Origin of the sequence: Agrobacterium bohemicum (assembly GCF_001562555.1) — a bacterium.
GTDB lineage: Bacteria > Pseudomonadota > Alphaproteobacteria > Rhizobiales > Rhizobiaceae > Agrobacterium > Agrobacterium bohemicum.
Window position 1 is genome coordinate 180,651 of record NZ_KQ961034.1, and the last position, 19,952, is coordinate 200,602.

Below are 19,952 nucleotides of genomic sequence, written 5' to 3' on the forward strand. Positions count from 1 at the left end.
GGACTATGGAATCGTTTTTCTGGAGCTACGTCTGGCCAGCGCTGATTATTGTCGGCCAGTCTCTGCTTCTTCTCGTTTTGTTGCTGGTGTCGATCGCCTTCCTTCTGCTTGCCGACCGTAAGATCTGGGCGGCCGTTCAGCTGCGCCGTGGTCCCAACGTCGTTGGTCCCTTCGGTCTCTTCCAGTCGTTTGCCGACCTTTTGAAGTTCATTCTGAAAGAGCCGGTCATTCCATCCGGTGCCAACAAGGCCGTGTTCCTGCTGGCTCCGCTGGTTGCCGTGACTTTGGCTCTGGCAACTTATGCCGTCATCCCGTTTGCGGATGGCTGGGTGATTGCCAACATCAATGTCGGCATTCTCTATATCTTCGCGATCTCGTCGCTTGAAGTCTACGGCATCATCATGGGTGGCTGGGCTTCGAACTCGAAGTACCCGTTCCTCGGCGCACTTCGTTCTGCGGCGCAGATGGTGTCCTACGAAGTCTCCATTGGCCTCGTCATCGTTACGGTCCTGCTCTGCGTTGGTTCTCTGAACCTGACGGATATCGTCAATGCGCAGCATTCGGGTATCGGCACGTCGCTTGGGCTTCCGGCATCGTTCCTGGATTGGCACTGGTTGCCGCTCTTCCCGATGTTCATCGTCTTCTTCATCTCGGCGCTGGCTGAAACCAACCGTCCACCGTTCGATCTGCCGGAAGCGGAATCGGAACTTGTGGCCGGTCACATGGTGGAGTATGGCTCCACTCCGTACATGATGTTCATGTTGGGCGAATATGCTGCCATCGTTCTGATGTGCTGCCTGACGACCATCCTGTTCCTGGGCGGCTGGCTTCCCATCGTGGATGTCTGGTTCCTGAACTGGGTGCCGGGTATCATCTGGTTCATCCTGAAGGGCGGCATGGTCTTCTTCATGTTCGGCTTAGTGAAGGCATTCGTTCCACGTTACCGCTATGACCAGTTGATGCGTCTTGGCTGGAAGGTTTTCCTTCCTCTGTCGCTCGCCATGGTCGTGATTGTTGCATTCGTACTCAAGCTGACGGCGGGGGCATAAGATGTCCGCAGTCCTCGCTTGTAGATTTGGAGGTTGAGATGGCCAGTCTTTCACAAGCCGTCAATTCACTGTTCCTCAAGGAATTCGTTGGCGCCTTCTTCCTGACGATGCGCCACTTCTTCAAACAGAAGGCAACGGTGAACTACCCTTTCGAGAAGGGTCCAGTCAGCCCGCGTTTCCGTGGTGAGCACGCATTGCGCCGCTACCCCAACGGCGAAGAGCGCTGCATTGCCTGCAAGCTGTGCGAAGCGATCTGTCCTGCCCAGGCCATCACCATCGAAGCCGGCCCACGCCGCAACGATGGCACGCGCCGCACGGTTCGTTACGATATCGACATGGTAAAGTGCATCTATTGTGGCTTCTGCCAGGAAGCATGCCCGGTCGATGCCATCGTTGAAGGTCCGAACTTCGAATTTGCGACGGAAACCCGCGAGGAGCTGTATTTCGACAAGCAGCGGCTTCTCGATAATGGCGACCGTTGGGAACGTGAAATCGCTCGCAACCTTGCTCTGGATGCGCCTTATCGTTAAGGCAGCATGGTTCCTTCGGAGCGCTGCTTCGGAGTGGGTAAAACAGTCACTGCCTGTCGGTTATCGCTGACGGGAATGAAACGGGCATGCGGCTTCAGGGTCGCGTTTGTCCGGTGAGGACAAAAAGGCACCAACATGGGTCTGCACGCTGTATTCTTTTACATCTTCGCCTTCGTCGCCGTGGCGTCTGCGTTTATGGTCATCGCATCGAAGAACCCCGTTCACTCGGTGCTGTTCCTCATTCTGACATTTTTCAACGCGGCGGCTCTCTTCCTGCTGACGGGTGCCGAATTCCTCGCCATGATCCTTCTGGTGGTTTATGTCGGCGCTGTGGCGGTGCTGTTCCTTTTCGTCGTGATGATGCTGGATGTTGATTTTGCCGAATTGCGTTCGGGTGTGTTGCAATATGCGCCGGTCGGCGCTCTCATCGGCATCATTCTGGCGGCAGAACTGATCATCGTCGTCGGTGGTAGCGTGCTGAACCCGGTGGCTGCGAAGTCGATCACCATGCCGATCCCGAACCCGGCGGAGCGCGCCAATACTGCAGCGCTGGGTGACGTGCTCTATACCAATTACATTTACTTCTTCCAGCTTGCCGGTCTGATACTACTGGTGGCCATGATCGGCGCCATCGTGCTGACCTTGCGTCACCGCACCGATATCAAGCGACAGGACATTGCAACGCAGGTCGCCCGCGATCCGAAGACCGCCGTCACGACGGTCAAGGTCAAGCCGGGTCAGGGCATCTAAGGCGCGAACGGATCCAAGGAACATAATATTATGGAAATCGGTCTTTCCCATTACCTCACGGTCAGCGCGGTCCTCTTCACGATCGGCATCTTCGGTATCTTTCTCAACCGTAAGAACGTCATCGTTATCCTGATGTCGATTGAACTTATCCTGCTTGCGGTCAATCTCAACATGGTGGCGTTCTCGTCGTTCCTCAACGATATCGTCGGTCAGGTCTTCGCTCTGTTCATTCTGACTGTTGCGGCTGCGGAAGCTGCCATCGGTCTTGCAATACTCGTTGTCTTCTATCGCAACCGCGGATCGATTGCCGTGGAAGACGTCAATATGATGAAGGGCTGATAAGGCTATGATCTACAAAGCTATCGTCTTTCTTCCGCTGATCGGCTTCCTGATCGCTGGCCTTTTTGGTCGCTCCATCGGTGCCAAAGCCTCGGAATATGTCACCACCGGCCTGATGATCATCGTTGCGATCCTGTCCTGGGTGGTCTTCATCAACGTGGCGCTTCTCAGCCACGAGCCTGGTGAAGTCATCAAGGTTACCGTGCTGCGTTGGATCCAGTCCGGCGGCATCGATGTCGAATGGGCCTTCCGTATCGATACGCTGACGGCCGTCATGTTCGTCGTCGTCAACACCGTGTCGACACTGGTTCATCTGTACTCCATCGGGTACATGCATCACGATCCGCATCGTCCGCGCTTTTTCGCCTACCTGTCGCTCTTTACCTTCGCCATGCTCATGCTGGTGACATCCGACAACCTGTTGCAGATGTTCTTTGGTTGGGAAGGCGTGGGTCTGGCGTCCTATCTGCTGATCGGCTTCTGGTACAAGAAACCATCTGCCTCTGCTGCCGCCATGAAGGCCTTTATCGTCAACCGCGTTGGTGACTTCGGCTTCATCCTCGGCATCTCCGGACTGTTCGTTCTGTTCGGCTCAGTCAATTTCGAAACGATCTTCGCAGCTGCTGGGACCTATCTGCCTGCCGACGGCGCAGCATCGACGGACGTCGTCATCAACCTGTTCGGCATGCAACTGGACAAGGCGCATGCGCTGACCGGCGTTTGCCTGCTGCTGTTCATGGGCTCCATGGGTAAATCGGCGCAGTTCCTGCTCCACACCTGGCTGCCGGACGCGATGGAAGGCCCGACGCCTGTGTCGGCCCTCATTCACGCGGCCACCATGGTCACGGCTGGTGTATTTCTTGTCGCACGCATGTCACCGATCTTTGAACTGTCGCCGGATGCCTTGACCTTTGTGACGCTGATTGGCGCGATCACGGCCTTCTTTGCGGCGACTGTCGGTCTGGTTCAGAACGATATCAAGCGCGTTATCGCTTATTCGACCTGTTCGCAGCTCGGTTACATGTTTGTGGCGCTTGGCGTCGGTGCTTATGGTGCCGCCGTGTTCCACCTCTTCACGCACGCGTTCTTCAAGGCGCTGCTGTTCCTTTGCGCCGGTTCGGTCATTCACGCCGTGGATGGTGAGCAGGACATGCGTCACATGGGCGGTCTGCGCAAGCACATCCCGATCACATTCTGGACCATGACCGTCGGTACGTTGGCACTGACAGGCGTGGGTATTCCAGGCACGATGATTGGCTTTGCAGGCTTCTTCTCGAAGGACGTGATCATCGAATCCGCTTATGCCTCGCACAATGCGGTTGCCGGTTTCGCCTTCACGCTTCTGGTCATCGCGGCACTGTTCACCAGCTTCTATTCCTGGCGCCTCGCGTTCCTGACCTTCTTCGGCAAGCCGCGTGCGTCAGCTGATGTCATGCACCACGTCCATGAATCGCCGATGGTCATGCTGATCCCGCTTTTCGTTCTGACTGTTGGTGCCGTCTTGGCTGGCGTCGTGTTCGAGGGGCATTTCTTCGGTGAAGAATATGCGGAATTCTGGAAGGGCGCACTGTTTACGCTTCCATCCAACGAAATTCTCGAAGAGTTCCACCACGTTCCATTGTGGGTCAAGTGGAGCCCATTCTTCGCCATGGCTCTTGGTTTCGTGACCGCATGGTACTTCTATATCAAGTCGCCCGAGACGCCGAAGCGTCTGGCCGAGACCCATCGTGGCCTCTACCAGTTCCTGCTGAACAAATGGTACTTCGACGAACTCTACGACTTCCTGTTTGTTCGCTCCGCAAAGGCGCTTGGCCGCTTCCTGTGGAAAAAGGGCGACGTGGCGGTTATCGACCACTATGGACCCAACGGTATTGCTGCGCGCGTGGCTGATGTGACCAACCGCGTCGTTCGTCTGCAGTCCGGTTACCTCTATCATTATGCCTTTGCGATGCTGATCGGTATTGCCGGGCTTGTCACCTGGATGATGCTCGGGAGTGCCCTGTGATGACCGATTGGCCTATTCTTTCAACGGTCACCTTTCTGCCGCTGGTCGGCGTGGTGCTTTTGCTTCTGACAAATGAAAACGGCCCCTTCGGGCGCCGTAACATTCTCAACGTATCGCTGCTGACGACGGTCTTCACTTTCGTGCTGTCCCTCTTCATCTGGATCGGTTTCGACAATTCGAACCCGGGTTTCCAGATGGTCGAAAAGCATGCCTGGTTCGGCAAGATCGCCGCCTATCATCTGGGCGTCGACGGCATCTCCATGCTGTTCGTCATTTTGACGACGTTCCTGATGCCGTTCTGCGTGCTGGCCAGCTGGAATTCCATCGAGAAGCGCCTCAAGGAATACATGATCGCCTTCCTTCTCCTGGAAGTCGTCATGGTCGGCGTGTTCGTCGCGCTCGACACTGTTCTCTTCTACGTCTTCTTTGAAGCCACACTCATTCCGATGTTCATCATCATCGGCGTGTGGGGCGGGAAGGATCGCGTCTACGCCTCCTACAAATTCTTCCTCTACACGCTGCTCGGTTCGGTTCTGACGATGCTCGCCATCATGGCGATGTACTGGCAGGCTGGCACGACTGATATGACGGAACTTTTGAAGCACGGCTTCCCGGCAGGCATGCAGACGTGGCTATGGCTTGCCTGCTTTGCTGCCTTTGCGGTCAAGATGCCGATGTGGCCTGTTCACACCTGGTTGCCCGATGCCCACGTTCAGGCACCGACGGCAGGCTCGGTCATTCTGGCTGGCGTCATGCTGAAGCTTGGTGGTTACGGTTTCATCCGTTTCTCGCTCTCGATGTTCCCAATTGCATCGGACCACTTTGCGCCATTCGTCTTTACGCTGTCGGTCATTGCCATCATCTACACCTCGCTGGTCGCGATGATGCAGGATGACATCAAGAAGCTGATCGCCTATTCCTCTGTCGCTCATATGGGCTACGTGACCATGGGTATCTTTGCCGCCAATGTTCAGGGCGTGCAGGGTGCGATCTTCCAGATGCTGTCGCACGGCATTGTCTCTGGCGCGCTCTTCCTCTGCGTTGGCGTCATCTATGACCGTCTGCATACTCGCGAGATTTCCGCTTACGGCGGTCTCGTCAACAATATGCCGAAATATGCTGTCGCCTTCATGGTCTTCACCATGGCCAATGTCGGTTTGCCCGGCACATCCGGTTTCGTCGGTGAATTCCTGACGATCGTCGGCGTGTTCCGCGCCAACACCTGGGCCGCGCTATTTGCGGCAACAGGCGTCATTCTTTCCGCCTCCTATGCATTGTGGCTTTATCGCCGGGTCATTTTCGGTGCGCTGGAAAAGGAAAGCCTGAAGTCCCTGCTTGATCTTTCGACACGTGAAAAGATCATTCTCTACCCGCTGGTGGCGCTGACGATTTTCTTCGGCGTCTATCCGGCGCCGGTTTTCGATGCTACGGCAGCGTCGGTGGACCTTTTGATCAATAATTATACGGCCGCATTGCAGGCAGCGCAGAATGTTGCGCTTTCTCTGAACTGACGACAGGACCCGTAGGACATGACCGCTGAAATTCTTTTTGCCAGTCTGCGCATCGCGACGCCCGAGCTGATCCTTGCGGTCGGCGCCTTGGCGCTGCTCATGATTGGGGTCTTCTCCGGGGACAAGTCGACCAATACGGTCATGGGTCTTTCCGTGGCTCTTCTGGTCGTCGTCGGTCTTTGGATCATCTTTGCACCGGCAACGGGTGAAGCCTTCGGCGGCGTTTACGTCGCAGATGCTTTCGGCAACTTCATGAAGGTGTTGGCGCTGATCGGTGCCATTGTCGCCATGATACTGTCCGTCGGCCATGGCCGCGTCGAGCCGATCGGTCGTTTCGAGTATCCGGTGTTGCTGGTTCTGGCCACGCTCGGCATTCTTCTGATGATCTCGGCCAACAACCTGATTTCGCTCTACATGGCGCTGGAGCTTCAGTCGCTGGCGCTCTACGTCATCTGCGCCATCAACCGCGAAAGCCTGCGCTCCACGGAAGCCGGTTTGAAATATTTCGTTCTCGGCGCTCTGTCTTCGGGCATGCTGCTTTACGGCATGTCGCTGGTTTACGGTTTTACCGGCAACACCGGCTTCAACGAAATCGCAACCGTTCTGGCGTCCGAGACCCGTTCCCTCGGCCTCGTGTTCGGTCTGGTCTTCGTACTGGCAGGTCTGGCGTTCAAAATTTCCGCAGTGCCGTTCCACATGTGGACTCCCGACGTTTATGAAGGTGCGCCAACGACCGTTACGGCATTCCTGGCCGCGGCCCCCAAGGTCGGTGCCATGGCGATCTTTGTTCGTATCGTCGTTGACGCGTTTCAGCCGGTCTTTGCCGATTGGCAGCAAATCGTCGTCTTCATCTCGATTGCATCCATGCTGCTCGGTGCTTTTGCCGCCATCGGCCAGAAGAACATCAAGCGCCTGATGGCCTATTCTTCGATTAGCCACATGGGTTACGCCCTGGTCGGTCTGGCTGCCGGTACACAAGCTGGCGTTTCGGGCGTGTTGATCTACATGGCCGTTTACATGGGAATGACGCTCGGCACCTTCGCCTGCATCCTAGCCATGCGCCGCAAGGACGTAGGTAATGTCGAAAGCGTTGACGATCTCGCCGGTCTGGCGTCCAGCAATCCATTTATGGCGCTGATTTTGACGGCAATGATGTTCTCGCTGGCTGGTATTCCGCCGTTGGCTGGCTTCTTCGGCAAGTACTACGTTTTCCTTGCCGCCATCGAAGCCAAGCTTTATCCGCTCGCTGTCATCGGTGTTATTGCCTCGGTCGTTGGTGCTTATTACTACCTTCGCATCGTCAAGATCATGTGGTTCGATGACGCAAAGGACGGTGGATTTGAAAAGGCGTCTGGCGAATTGCGTATCGTTTACGCGCTGTCCGGCCTCTTCGTCGTTGCCTTCATCGTCTTCGGTGGTGCATTGGGCAATGCGGTTGATGCCGCAGCTAAGACGTTCTTTTGAGTGAGACTTTGCATAGACCGGGCCTGACGTCATTGGATGACTTCCGGCACGAGGCTTTGATGGAAACCTCCTCCACCAATGTCGAATGCTTTGATCGTGCAAGGGCAGGTGACCCAGGTTGTCTTTGGGTCACTGCCGTCAGGCAGACCGGCGGGCGCGGTCGTCGTGGCAGGCCTTGGGTTTCGGAACCCGGCAACCTTTATGCCTCTCTTCTTTTGATCGATCCTGCGCCGATGGAAAGCATCGGCGCTCTGCCACTTGCCTTTGCGCTCGCGGTTTACCGTGCTGTCGGTGCGGTTTTGCCGCCAGATGGTGCGCCGCTTGAGATCAAGTGGCCGAATGATATTCTCATCGGGCGCAAAAAGACCTGCGGCATTCTCATGGAGGCCGAGACCTTGGCGGATGGACGCGCAGCGCTGGTCATCGGCATTGGAATCAACATCGCCCATATGCCCGACAATCCTGCTTACCCGGTCACTAGACTGGGCGAACATGGTGCATCCTGTGGTCCTGACGAACTTTTTGCGCATCTGTTTCGTGAGACAGCCCACGTTCTTGGGCTGTGGAATCGCGGGCAGGGCGTGGCGGAAATCGTTCGTTTGTGGCGTTCCGCCGCCTGCGGCATAGGCGAGCCGATTTCGGTCAATCTGCCCAACCAGTCTATTCGCGGGCGTTTTGCTGGAATTGATGATAATGGTTTCCTGCTGCTGGAGGAAGACGATGGCCCCTTGCGCTCCATCGCTGCCGGTGACGTATTTTTCGGCTGAACCGCACGGTGCGTAGACCGCGCCGACGTTCGCCACTCGAATCTGGAGCATGTCTGCTGCTCGGTAAATGCAGGACGCCCTTTCAGCCACGCATCGGCTGAGTGGGTCGGATGATGAAAACCGGTGCTTATCGCTTCACCCGCGCGCGTTTAGAAGGCGAGGCGGTAGCGACCATGATTGGACAAAACACGCAATGACGACAAAAGACGAATTTGTATTCCTGCCGCTCGGTGGTGTTGGCGAAATTGGCATGAACCTGGCGCTTTATGGCTACGGTCCTGCGGCCAAGCGCGAATGGATCATGGTAGACTGCGGCGTGACCTTCGCCGGTCTCGACCTGCCGGGCATCGATCTTGTGCTGCCCGATATCAGTTTCATTGAAGCACAGCGCGGAAACCTCAAAGCCATCATTATAACCCACGCGCATGAAGACCATTACGGCGCGCTGAATGATCTATGGCCCAGCCTGAAAGTACCGGTCTATGCGTCCGGCTTCACCGCTGGCATGCTGGATGCCAAGCGTAATTACGAAGGCACCCGCGCGGAAATTCCGATCACGCCATTCAAGGCGGGTGACCGCATCAATGTCGGCCCGTTCGAAATCGAAGCCATCGGCGTCAACCACTCTATCCCCGAACCCATGTCGCTGGTCATCCGCACTCCGCTCGGCAATGCCGTTCACACGGGCGACTGGAAGATCGATCATGCGCCATCGCTCGGACCTTTCACCGATGAAGCGCGTTTCCGCGCCGTCGGCGAAGAAGGCGTGCTGGCGATGATGTGCGACAGCACCAATGCGCTTCGTGATGGCGTTTCGCCGTCTGAAGAACAGGTGTCGGAAGGTCTTCGCCAGATCATTGAAAATGCCGAGGGACGTGTGGCCATCACCACGTTTTCCTCCAATGTCGGACGCATTCGCTCCATCGCGCAGGCTGCGGAACGCGCAGGTCGTGAAGTTTTGCTGTTGGGTAGCTCGTTGAAGCGCGTGGTCAACGTCTCGCAGGACCTCGGCATCATGGAAGGCATCAAGCCGTTTCTGGCCGAAGACGAATATGGCTACATCCCCCGCAACAAGGTCGTCGTCATCCTCACCGGCTCGCAGGGCGAATCGCGCGCCGCGCTCGCCAAGCTGTCGCGTGACGAAATGCGCAATGTTGCGCTCGCCTCCGGCGATACGGTGGTGTTTTCGTCCCGCGCTATTCCCGGCAATGAAAAGGCCATTCAGGACATCAAGAACGGCCTGATCGAGCAGGGCATTCACATCATTACTGATAATGAAGCGCTGGTTCACGTTTCCGGTCATCCGCGTCGCAGCGAACTTCTTCAGATGTATGAGTGGGTGAAGCCACAAATTCTGGTTCCCGTGCATGGCGAAGCCGCGCATCTGGTAGGGCAAAAGCTACTCGCCGAGCAGGCTGGCATCGGGCAGGTTCCGAAGGTCCGCAACGGCAACATCCTGCGCCTGGCGCCGGGGCCAGCCGAAGTCATCGACGATGCACCGCATGGCCGCGTCTTCAAGGACGGTCGCCTCTTGGGTGATTTCGAGGAAATGGGTATTGGCGACCGCCGCAAGCTGTCCTTTGCTGGCCACGTTTCGATCAATGTCCTGCTCGACAGCCGGTTCGATTTCCAGGGCGATCCCGATGTCGTGCCGTTCGGTCTGCCGGAGTTCGATGACGAAGGCGAAGCCATGGAAGACACGCTCTATGACGCCGTGCTCAGCGCTGTCGAAAGCATTCCGCGCGCCCGTCGCAAGGACTTGAACGTTGTCAGGGAATCCATCCGCCGCGCCGTCCGTGCCACGGCCAATCAGGTCTGGGGCAAGAAGCCTATCGTGACTGTCTTCGTGACGAAGGTGTAACGTCGAATATGCAGGTCGAGGCGCAGGGCGCTTCGACCGCCGTTTTCGGGAGGAAAGCATGCTCGGTCGTATCAACCACGTGGCACTTGCCGTGCCGGATCTGGCAGCGGCCGTCGCAACCTACCGCGATACCTTGGGTGCTGATGTCTCTCAGCCTCAGGCTTTGCCGGAACATGGCGTGACGGTGGTGTTCATCGAACTGCCCAACACGAAGGTGGAATTGTTGGAACCGCTTGGTGAAGATTCACCGATTGCCGCCTTCCTGGAAAAGAACCCCTCCGGCGGCATGCACCACATTTGTTATGAAGTGGACGACATCATCGTTGCGCGCGACCACTTGAAACAACAGGGGGCGAGGGTGCTGGGGAGTGGCGAACTGAAAACCGGCGCGCATGGCAAGCCAGTGATGTTTCTCCATCCGAAAGATTTCTTCGGTACTCTGATAGAGATTGAACAGGTCTGAGTCGGCCTTAGGCGCGTGGCTCGTTCACGACGACAATATGAGAGGTTTAAGATATGCCGTGGCTTTCGGCTTTTGCCGTCTTTTTCATCGTCTGGTGGACGGTGCTGTTCATTGTCCTGCCGATTGGTCTGCGCACGCAATCCGAAGATGGAAATGTGGCGCTTGGAACTGTCGCCAGCGCGCCATCGCGGTTCAGCGGTGGCAAGATCGTGTTGCTGACGACGCTGATTTCACTGCTCATCTGTGGCGCTTGGTATCTGACAACGTGGTATTTTGGTTTCACCATGGATGATCTGCCGCGCATCATTCCAGTTTACGACTGATTTCGTCATTCAACTGTCATCTGCCCACGCCATAGAGGGAGCGCACTGTTGTTATGGACGCACCCGACACGTTGACTGACGCGATTAAGTCGAAATCTGCTTCGCGCTTCAGGTCTGGTGAGCTTAAGGCAAAAAAAAACAAGGCATTTCAGCCTTGTTCTTTAGTTTCGCGTGATCTGTAACCGTTACCGGGGCTGCGCTAGAGCGCGCCTAAGATCTCATCCTCCCAAGACTGACCGCGAAAATGACAAGAATTTAAACTTCCTGCCTCTTTTGTGAGCCAAAACTAGCTCAATCATAGGCAGTTGTCATTAGATTTTTTGCATTTTTGTTACAGTCGGCAGAAAATTCCTCCTGAAGCGATATGTCGCACCTTAGCGGCAATAATATTCCTCCTGTAACCGTTCAGGGGCGAAAGTCGTCTCACAAATTCGCCGCAGAAGTGCCACGAAGCACAATTTTACCTGATTGCAACATGGTGGCAGACCTTCGGTGCCCTCAGAATTCCGTCCTGAAAAGAATCGATAGCGCATCGGTGCCATCAACATGGCAAGGCGTTTGAGAGCGGGTTTCTTTCTGATGCGGAAACCGCTATGTACGGCGCAAATGTCCCTTTATTCCGGCGATTCCCGTGTCAAATCGGTGTTTCGCCACAGAATGGAAACCACCATGCGTCTTAGCCGTTACTTTTTGCCCATCCTCAAGGAAAATCCCAAGGAAGCGGAAATCGTCTCGCATCGCCTCATGCTGCGTGCAGGCATGGTGCGTCAGCAGAGCCAGGGCATTTATTCCTGGTTGCCGCTGGGCAAACGCGTATTGGATAAGGTCAACAAGATCGTCCGTGAAGAGCAGGATCGCTCCGGCGCGATCGAGCTTTTGATGCCAACGCTTCAGACTGCCGAGCTTTGGCAGGAAAGCGGTCGTTATGACGATTATGGCAAGGAAATGCTGCGTATCAAGGATCGTCAGGACCGCCAGATGCTCTATGGTCCGACCAATGAAGAGATGATCACAGACATCTTCCGGTCCTATGTAAAGTCATACAAGAGCCTGCCGCTGAACCTCTATCACATTCAGCTCAAGTTCCGTGACGAGGTACGCCCGCGTTTCGGCACCATGCGCTCGCGTGAATTCCTGATGAAGGATGCCTATTCCTTCGATCTGACCAAGGAAGACGCTATCCACTCCTATAACAAGATGTTCACCGCCTATCTGCGCACCTTCTCGCGTCTCGGTCTGCGGGCCATTCCCATGCGCGCCGATACCGGCCCAATCGGTGGCAATCACAGTCATGAATTCATCATTCTGGCGGATACCGGTGAATCGGAAGTGTTCTGCCACAAGAGCTTCCTGGATCGCGGCATTCCCTCCGACGCCACTGATTTCGATGATGTCGCAGGACTTCAGGGCATTTTCGATGAGTGGACGACCGATTATGCCGCCACATCTGAAATGCACGATGAAGCTGCATTCGACGCGATCCCCGAGGGCGAGCGCCTCTCTGCGCGCGGTATCGAAGTCGGTCACATCTTCTATTTCGGCACGAAATATTCCGAGCCGATGGGTGCCAAGGTTCAGGGACCGGATGGCAAGGAACACCTTGTCCACATGGGTTCCTATGGCATTGGACCCACGCGCCTTGTTCCCGCCATCATTGAAGCATCGCATGATGAGAACGGAATCATCTGGCCGGACTCGGTTGCGCCTTTCGACGTTGTCATCATCAACATGAAGGCTGGTGATGCTGCCTGTGATGCGGCTTGTGAAAAGCTGTATTACTCGTTGTCCAACGCGGGCAAGGATGTTCTCTACGACGACACGGACGACCGCGCGGGCCAGAAGTTTGCGACGGCCGATCTCATCGGCGTACCGGTGCAGATCATCGTTGGTCCACGCAGCGTCGCTGCTGGCGAGGTCGAAGTGAAGAACCGCAAGACCGGCGCGCGTGAAACCGTGACCGTTGAAGCCGCAATGAACAAGGTGCTTGGCTGAAAAGCCGACAAGGAGACGACATGGCAAAAGCCGAGGCTGATAGTGGTGCAGGCTCACCCGTAAAGGGAAAGTCCGCCCGGCCATTTTCGGCCTTCGAGCGCATGGTGGCGTGGCGCTACCTGCGCTCGCGCCGCAAGGAAGCGTTCATTTCCGTCATCGCAGGTTTTTCCTTCGTCGGCATCATGCTCGGCGTTGCGACGCTGATCATCGTGATGGCTGTGATGAACGGTTTCCGCACGGAGCTGATTTCCCGCATTCTCGGCATCAACGGCCACATGATCGTGCAGCCGATCGATTCACCGCTGAAAGATTATGACGCTCTGGCGAAGAGGTTCGCTGGTGTTCCCGGCGTTACCATGGCGCTGCCACTGGTAGAGGGTCAGACACTTGCCTCCGGTCGCGGTGGTGCGGGCAGCGGCGCGCTGGTGCGCGGCGTTCGTGCCGAAGATATGGAGAAGATCAAGGAAGTCTCCGGTAACATCAAGGCAGGCGATCTGGTCGGCTTCATGTCAGGGCAGGGCGTTCTCGTCGGCTCGCGCCTCGCATCTCAGCTTGGTGTAACGGCGGGTGACCAGATTACATTGATATCACCGGAAGGTGACGTGACGCCGATGGGTGTCAATCCGCGTGTGAAATCCTATACGATCTCAGGCGTCTTCGAAATTGGCATGTCTGAATATGATGCGTCGATGATCTATATGCCGCTTTCGGAAGCGCAACTTTATTTCAACAATGAAGGCATCGTACAGTCCATCGAGCTGTTCGTGACTCACCCGGACAATGTGGATGGCATCAGGCCTCTGGTGGAAGCGGCGGCTGAACGGCAGATTTACATCACCGATTGGCGACAGCGAAACCAGACCTTCTTCTCCGCCTTGCAGGTGGAGCGCAACGTCATGTTCATGATCCTGACGCTGATCGTGCTGGTGGCGGCACTGAACATCATCTCGGGCCTGATCATGCTGGTCAAGGACAAGGGCAGCGATATCGCCATTTTGCGCACCATGGGTGCCAGCGGCGGCTCCATCATGCGTATTTTCTTCATGACGGGCGCTGCGATTGGCATGGTCGGCACCTTTGCGGGCGTCGGACTTGGGGTGCTCGTCTGTCTCAATGTGGAATCGATCCGGCAGTTCTTCTCATGGATTTCAGGGACGGTTCTGTTCGATCCGCAGCTCTATTTCCTCAGCCAGCTTCCGGCGGAAATGCAGCTGAGCGAAACGCTGACCGTCGTTGGCATGGCGCTGACCTTGTCCTTCCTGGCAACGATCTTTCCGGCATGGCGGGCGTCCAAGCTCGATCCTGTGCAAGCCCTGCGTTACGAATAAGGACTGCTTCACACCATGGCAAAGAAAACAGCGTTGCGGCTTTCCGGCGTGGAACGGACCTACGGTCAGGGCGAAACAAGCCTTTCCATTTTGAAAAATGCCGATCTTGAACTGAGAAGCGGTGAAATTGTCGCTCTCGTTGCGCCGTCTGGCACGGGTAAATCCACCTTGCTGCATCTCGCAGGTCTGCTGGAGCACCCAGACGCCGGCGAGGTGTTCATCAATGGTCGCTCGTGTGGCAATCTGTCTGATGAGGAGCGCACCTCCATTCGCGGTAGCGATATCGGTTTCGTCTACCAGTTCCACCATCTGCTGCCGGAGTTCACGGCGCTCGAAAACATTATGATGCCGCAGCTGATTTCCGGTCTGCCGCATGCTGAAGCAAAAGAGCGCGCGGCGGCGCTCCTCGACTACATGCGTATCGGTCACCGTGGCGACCACCGTCCGTCAGAACTATCCGGCGGTGAACAGCAACGCGTGGCTATTGCCCGCGCCGTGGCCAACGCGCCGCTTCTGCTGTTGGCTGATGAGCCGACCGGCAATCTCGACCCTGAGACGGCATCCTACGTCTTCGGCGCTCTGGAAGCGCTTGTTCGCCAGTCCGGCCTTGCCGCCCTGATCGCAACCCATAACCACGAACTCGCGGGCCGCATGGATCGTCGTGTGACCTTGAGTGAAGGCAAGATCGTGGAGTTCTGATCCACCACCGCCAACACTGGAATTCTGACCCATGTCATCCATCAGCCCCGTGCAGCATCTGCTGCGCGGGGTTTTGTCATTGGAGGCAATGGCTTGCTCCATCGTGCCCGGAACCGCATCGATTCTCCGTGCGTTGACAAGACAGCATCCTAAAAAAAGCCGTTGACAACGAAACAAAATGAGAACAAAGTTAGAACATAAAGAGTATGGAGAGACAAATGACCGACATCATCCGTGACATCGCAGCCTTCGCTTCCATCGCAGTTTTCGTCGCCAGCTTCTCGGTAATCCTCACTTCCATGTGACAGGCATCCGTCATTTCAAAGTGAAATGACCGTGTAAACTACCTCAGGGCAGTGGACATTGCCTTCAGGAAATCCGAAAATCCCGATGACTCAGAATGACGGGATGACGGTGATGGGCAAGATTTTGGTAAGCGGCGACATGGCCGCCAAAGAACTGAAAACGCCCGGCTTCGTTCACCTTCGTGTGCACTCTGCCTATTCGCTTCTCGAGGGCGCTTTGCCCTTGAAAAAAATCATGGCGAAGGCTGTCGCTGACAGTCAGCCCGCCATTGCAATCACCGATACCAACAATCTTTTCATCGCGCTGGAGTTTTCCGAAAAAGCGCGGGATGAAGGCTTGCAGCCGATCATCGGCTGCCAGATGTCCATCGATATGCAGGACGCTTCAGATGATAAGCGTGGGCATAACAATCTTTCAAAGCTGCCATCCATCGTTGTGCTGGCCGCAAATGCTGAAGGGTATGAGCGGCTTGTGGACCTGATCAGTCGCGCCTATCTTGATGGCGAAGACACGGGTCCCTCGGTCTGCATCACCAGGAGCTGGCTGGAAGAGGGCGATAATACCGGTCTCATCGTGTTGAGCGGTGCGTCCACCGGCCCTATCGATATGGCGCTGAGGGAAGGTCATACCGCGCAGGCAACCAGACGGCTTCTTGCGCTGAAAGAACTGTTCGGCGACCGGCTCTATATCGAGCTTCAGCGTCAGGGCAATTTCGACCGTGGACACGAACGCCGCATGGTAACGCTGGCTTACGAGCACGACGTTCCACTTGTAGCGACCAACGAAGCGTTCTTCCCGACCCGCGCAGATTACGATGCTCATGATGCGTTGATGGCCGTGGCTCACAACGCCATCGTTTCCGATGACAGCCGTTTTCGCCTGACGCCCGATCACTATCTCAAAAGCCGTGACGAGATGATGGCGCTGTTTGCCGACATTCCTGAAGCGCTGGAAAACACCATTGAGATCGCCCAGCGTTGCTCCTACGTGCTGAAAAAGCGTGGTCCCATCCTGCCACGCTTCACCGGCGCCAGCGAAGACCCCGATGAGGCCGACCGCGCCGAAGGACTGGAGTTGCGCAGACAGGCCGTGGAAGGTTTGGACCAGCGGCTTGCAGCACTTGGCATGGCGCCGGGCTATACCGAACAGGAATATCGCGACCGGCTGGATTTCGAACTCGGCGTCATCGAGCGCATGAAGTTTCCCGGCTACTTCCTCATCGTTGCGGACTTCATCAAATGGGCGAAGAATCAGGATATACCCGTCGGCCCTGGCCGTGGTTCCGGTGCGGGGTCGCTCGTCGCCTACGCCTTGACCATCACCGATGTCGATCCGCTGCGCTTCTCCTTGCTGTTCGAGCGCTTCCTCAATCCGGAACGCGTATCGATGCCCGACTTCGATATCGACTTCTGTCAGGATCGCCGCGAAGAGGTGATCCGCTATGTGCAAAAGAAGTATGGTCGCGAGCAGGTGGCGCAGATCATCACCTTCGGTTCGTTGCAGGCGCGTGCCGCGCTGCGCGATGTGGGGCGTGTGCTGGAAATGCCCTACGGGCAGGTGGACCGCATCTGCAAGCTGGTGCCGAACAACCCTGCCAACCCGACGACGTTGTCCAAGGCCATCGAAGAAGAGCCGCGTTTTCAAGAGGAGGCTGACAAGGAGCCGGTCGTTGCCCGTCTTCTGGATATCGCCCAGAAGATCGAAGGCCTCTATCGTCACGCATCCACCCACGCCGCCGGTATCGTCATTGGTGACCGGCCGCTGTCCAAGCTTGTGCCGATGTATCGAGACCCGCGCTCGGATATGCCAGTCACCCAGTTCAATATGAAATGGGTGGAAAGCGCGGGGCTGGTGAAGTTCGACTTTCTCGGACTGAAAACGCTGACCGTTTTGAAAGTGGCGGTGGATTTCGTCGCAAGGCGCGGCGTTGCAGTCGATCTGGCGGCTATTCCGCTGGAGGATGAGAAAACCTACGAGATGCTGTCGCGCGGCGAAACCATCGGCGTGTTCCAGGTGGAAAGTGCTGGCATGCGCAAGGCGCTTATTGGCATGCGCCCGGACTGCATCGAGGACATCATTGCGCTCGTCGCGCTGTATCGTCCGGGTCCGATGGAGAACATTCCGGTCTACAACGCCCGTAAACATGGCGAGGAGGAGATCGAGTCGATCCACCCGACCATCGATCATCTGCTGAAGGAAACGCAGGGCGTTATCGTCTATCAGGAACAGGTGATGCAGATCGCCCAGGTTCTCTCTGGCTATTCGCTCGGCGAAGCCGATCTTCTGCGCCGCGCCATGGGTAAGAAGATCAAGGAGGAGATGGACCAACAGCGCGAGCGTTTCGTGGAAGGTGCGATGCGCAACGACGTGTCGAAAGCGCAGTCCAACACCATTTTCGACCTGCTGGCCAAGTTCGCGAATTACGGCTTCAATAAGTCTCACGCCGCTGCCTACGCTATCGTCTCTTATCAGACAGCCTATATGAAGGCGCATTTCCCGGTGGAGTTCCTGGCGGCGTCGATGACGCTGGATATGGCCAATACCGAAAAGGTCAACGACTTCCGTCAGGATGCGGGTCGGATGGGCATTGAGATCGTCGCGCCCTCGGTGCAGACGTCGCACCGCCGTTTCGAACCCGGCGAAAACCGCATCTATTACTCGCTGGCAGCGCTGAAGGGTGTTGGCGAAGGCGCGGTTGATCACATCGTCGAAGCGCGCGGCGAAACACCTTTCGCCAGCCTTGAAGATTTCTGCTTGCGGATCGATCCGAAGCAGATCAACCGTCGCGTTTTGGAAAGCCTCATCAATGCCGGTGCGTTTGATTGTTTTGGCAAGGATCGCGCCGAACTGATCGGCGGGCTGGACCGCATCATCGGCTACGCGCAGCTGGCGCAAAGCCGCCGGGTCAGTGGGCAGCACGACATGTTCGGTTCCGGTGGAGCTAGCGGCCCGGAAAAGCTTGTGCTTCCTGCCTACCAGCCCTGGCTGGCGTCAGAAAAGTTGCTGCGGGAATATCAGGTGCTCGGTTTCTATCTCACGGCCCATCCGCTCGATACCTACCGCGCTGTGCTTGATAAGCTGCGCGTGCAGAACATTGCCGATTTTACCGCAGCGGTGAAACAGGGTGCTACCGCTGGCCGTCTGGCGGGCACTGTTACCGGTAAGCAGGAACGCAAGACGAGAACCGGCAACAAGATGGGTATCATCACCTTCTCGGATGCGTCCGGCCAATATGAGGCTGTGCTGTTTTCCGAAGGTCTTGCCCAGTATCGTGATCTGCTGGAAGTCGGGAAATCGCTGGTCGTTACCGTTCAGGCGGAAGAGCGCCCAGAAGGCATCGGCCTTCGCATCCAGACTGCCCAATCGCTGGAGGAAAAATCTGTCCAGATGCAAAAGGCGCTCCGCGTCTATATCCGCGATTCCAGCCCACTCAAAACGCTGGTCCACCACCTCAACAGAGGTGATGGTTCGGTCTATTTTGTCGTCATAAAAGACGATGGACAGCGCGAAATCGAAGTTGAACTGCCTGGGAAATACCGCATCTCGCCAGAGATCGGTGCAGCTTTCCGCTCTGCCGCCGGTGTCATCGACGTCGAGCTTATCTGATTTCTCTCAGGGTCTTGCTGCGGTTTTTTCTACCGGTTTCAGAACAGGCTGTTGGTCGGATAGGCATTGCTGCCTCGGTCGCTGAAACCGTGGCGGGAAAGGCATGCTCTGAGGGCTGCATTGTAGATGTATGGTGTTGCTTCCAGCGCGCCATATTGTGGCATGCCAGCTTCATAGGTGCAGTTCGTCAGCGCCCGGTCGTAAACTTCGAGAATGATCGGGTCGCTTGTGACGTCCGGTCCGGCGTACACGCGGTAGTTCTGAGGTGCTTCTGCTGCCGACACGCAGGCAAGTCCGAAAATAGCTGCCGCAATATGTTTGATGTTCATCTCGAGCCACTTTCTATTGGTGATTGTCGATCGAAAACGTCCGGCAATCGTTCAGGTTCCAGAAAGCAATGAAACAAGGATCGCCGCAACAGCGGCGGGAGACTCATTGCTCCACGCCGCGTTTTAAAATATTTGGTGTATAGCTTGATCTCAGCTTGCCTGGTCCGCTCTATCTGCGGAGAATGCGACGTCTCGTTGCGCTTCAAGGGCGGTCAGCCGTTGGTGCAAAGCATTTGAAATCGAATCATACGCGGTGCTGCCAAGCGGAAGACGAAGCGCTGGTTTGTCGCTATCGGCAGCCTCTATAATCGCCGCCACGGTGCGTCCGGCATCGCCTTTCAGCACAAAATTTCCGTCGCTTATGGCGCGGCGTACCGCACCTGCTGGTGTGTCGTCATAGACGCTCATCGGCTCTGCGTGCACCAGCGCTGCACCGAAATTGGTAGCGGTCGGCCCAGGTTCTGCGAGGATAAAGTCAATTCCGAAAGGCGCGACTTCCTGCGCCACGGCTTCGACAAATCCTTCGATGCCCCATTTCGTGGCGTGGTAAGCGCGATCGTGTCCCGCAGCGTGGTGTAGCTTATGACATCCACGGCGTATTCCGGGCTTGGCCGGATGATTGTCAGCGTG

17 protein-coding genes are annotated in these 19,952 nt (G+C 56.4%); 15 read left to right on the top strand and 2 right to left on the bottom strand.

Translation table 11 applies throughout. From position 1 onward, the window contains the following. Nucleotides 1-5 precede the first annotated feature (5 nt). The 15 genes from nuoH to dnaE all read left to right on the top strand — a co-directional run bounded on the left by nuoH (nt 6) and on the right by dnaE (nt 18,993). A complete protein-coding gene (nuoH, locus tag ATO67_RS18800) occupies nt 6-1,049 on the top strand; it encodes an NADH-quinone oxidoreductase subunit NuoH (RefSeq protein WP_067652772.1) in 1,044 nt (347 codons plus the stop codon). 38 nt (nt 1,050-1,087) lie between these two features. Beyond that, the gene (nuoI, locus tag ATO67_RS18805; protein WP_042619657.1) at nt 1,088-1,579 is read left to right on the top strand and encodes an NADH-quinone oxidoreductase subunit NuoI; all 492 of its coding nucleotides are present in this window, start codon (nt 1,088-1,090) and stop codon (nt 1,577-1,579) included. 135 nt (nt 1,580-1,714) lie between these two features. Further along, nucleotides 1,715-2,329 (top strand): NADH-quinone oxidoreductase subunit J, encoded by a 615-nt coding sequence (locus ATO67_RS18810; RefSeq protein ID WP_067652774.1) that lies wholly within the window; start codon nt 1,715-1,717, stop codon nt 2,327-2,329. Nucleotides 2,330-2,359: 30 nt separating this feature from the next. Beyond that, on the top strand, nt 2,360-2,668 hold the full coding sequence (gene nuoK / locus ATO67_RS18815; RefSeq protein ID WP_042619655.1) for an NADH-quinone oxidoreductase subunit NuoK: 309 nt from the start codon (nt 2,360-2,362) through the stop codon (nt 2,666-2,668). Nucleotides 2,669-2,675: 7 nt separating this feature from the next. Beyond that, nucleotides 2,676-4,673 (top strand): NADH-quinone oxidoreductase subunit L, encoded by a 1,998-nt coding sequence (gene nuoL, locus ATO67_RS18820; protein WP_067652776.1) that lies wholly within the window; start codon nt 2,676-2,678, stop codon nt 4,671-4,673. Next, nucleotides 4,673-6,184, top strand: coding sequence for an NADH-quinone oxidoreductase subunit M (locus ATO67_RS18825; protein WP_067652778.1), 1,512 nt, complete (start codon nt 4,673-4,675; stop codon nt 6,182-6,184). The genes nuoL and ATO67_RS18825 overlap by 1 nt, the downstream gene beginning before the upstream one ends. Nucleotides 6,185-6,202: 18 nt before the next feature. Beyond that, nucleotides 6,203-7,648 (top strand): NADH-quinone oxidoreductase subunit NuoN, encoded by a 1,446-nt coding sequence (nuoN, locus tag ATO67_RS18830; protein ID WP_067652780.1) that lies wholly within the window; start codon nt 6,203-6,205, stop codon nt 7,646-7,648. Between the two features lie 59 nt (nt 7,649-7,707). After that, the gene (locus ATO67_RS18835) at nt 7,708-8,415 is read left to right on the top strand and encodes a biotin--[acetyl-CoA-carboxylase] ligase (protein ID WP_067652782.1); all 708 of its coding nucleotides are present in this window, start codon (nt 7,708-7,710) and stop codon (nt 8,413-8,415) included. 193 nt (nt 8,416-8,608) lie between these two features. Continuing rightward, nucleotides 8,609-10,276, top strand: a complete 1,668-nt coding sequence (locus ATO67_RS18840) for a ribonuclease J (protein WP_067652784.1) — start codon at nt 8,609-8,611, stop codon at nt 10,274-10,276. Nucleotides 10,277-10,334: 58 nt separating this feature from the next. After that, on the top strand, nt 10,335-10,739 hold the full coding sequence (mce, locus tag ATO67_RS18845; RefSeq protein WP_067652786.1) for a methylmalonyl-CoA epimerase: 405 nt from the start codon (nt 10,335-10,337) through the stop codon (nt 10,737-10,739). 53 nt (nt 10,740-10,792) lie between these two features. Beyond that, entirely contained in the window at nt 10,793-11,062 is a 270-nt protein-coding gene (locus tag ATO67_RS18850) for a DUF1467 family protein (RefSeq protein ID WP_067652788.1), read from the top strand. A gap of 669 nt (nt 11,063-11,731) precedes the next feature. Continuing rightward, nucleotides 11,732-13,054: a proline--tRNA ligase gene (gene proS, locus ATO67_RS18855; protein ID WP_067652838.1), complete on the top strand. Its 1,323-nt coding sequence runs from the start codon at nt 11,732-11,734 to the stop codon at nt 13,052-13,054. Between the two features lie 20 nt (nt 13,055-13,074). Next, nucleotides 13,075-14,382: a lipoprotein-releasing ABC transporter permease subunit gene (locus tag ATO67_RS18860; protein ID WP_067652790.1), complete on the top strand. Its 1,308-nt coding sequence runs from the start codon at nt 13,075-13,077 to the stop codon at nt 14,380-14,382. Nucleotides 14,383-14,397: 15 nt separating this feature from the next. After that, nucleotides 14,398-15,081 carry an ABC transporter ATP-binding protein gene (locus ATO67_RS18865; RefSeq protein WP_067652792.1) on the top strand — a complete coding sequence of 228 codons (684 nt, stop codon included), beginning with the start codon at nt 14,398-14,400 and terminating at the stop codon, nt 15,079-15,081. Between the two features lie 417 nt (nt 15,082-15,498). Then, nucleotides 15,499-18,993: a DNA polymerase III subunit alpha gene (gene dnaE / locus ATO67_RS18870; protein WP_067652840.1), complete on the top strand. Its 3,495-nt coding sequence runs from the start codon at nt 15,499-15,501 to the stop codon at nt 18,991-18,993. A gap of 38 nt (nt 18,994-19,031) precedes the next feature. Here dnaE and ATO67_RS18875 read toward each other — a convergent pair whose 3' ends face one another. Together ATO67_RS18875 and ATO67_RS18880 are read right to left on the bottom strand one after the other, a co-directional pair. Beyond that, entirely contained in the window at nt 19,032-19,322 is a 291-nt protein-coding gene (locus ATO67_RS18875) for a hypothetical protein (RefSeq protein ID WP_067652794.1), read from the bottom strand. A gap of 150 nt (nt 19,323-19,472) precedes the next feature. Then, on the bottom strand, nt 19,473-19,952 hold a 480-nt coding region (locus tag ATO67_RS18880), incomplete at its 5' end, for an SDR family NAD(P)-dependent oxidoreductase (protein WP_157940898.1).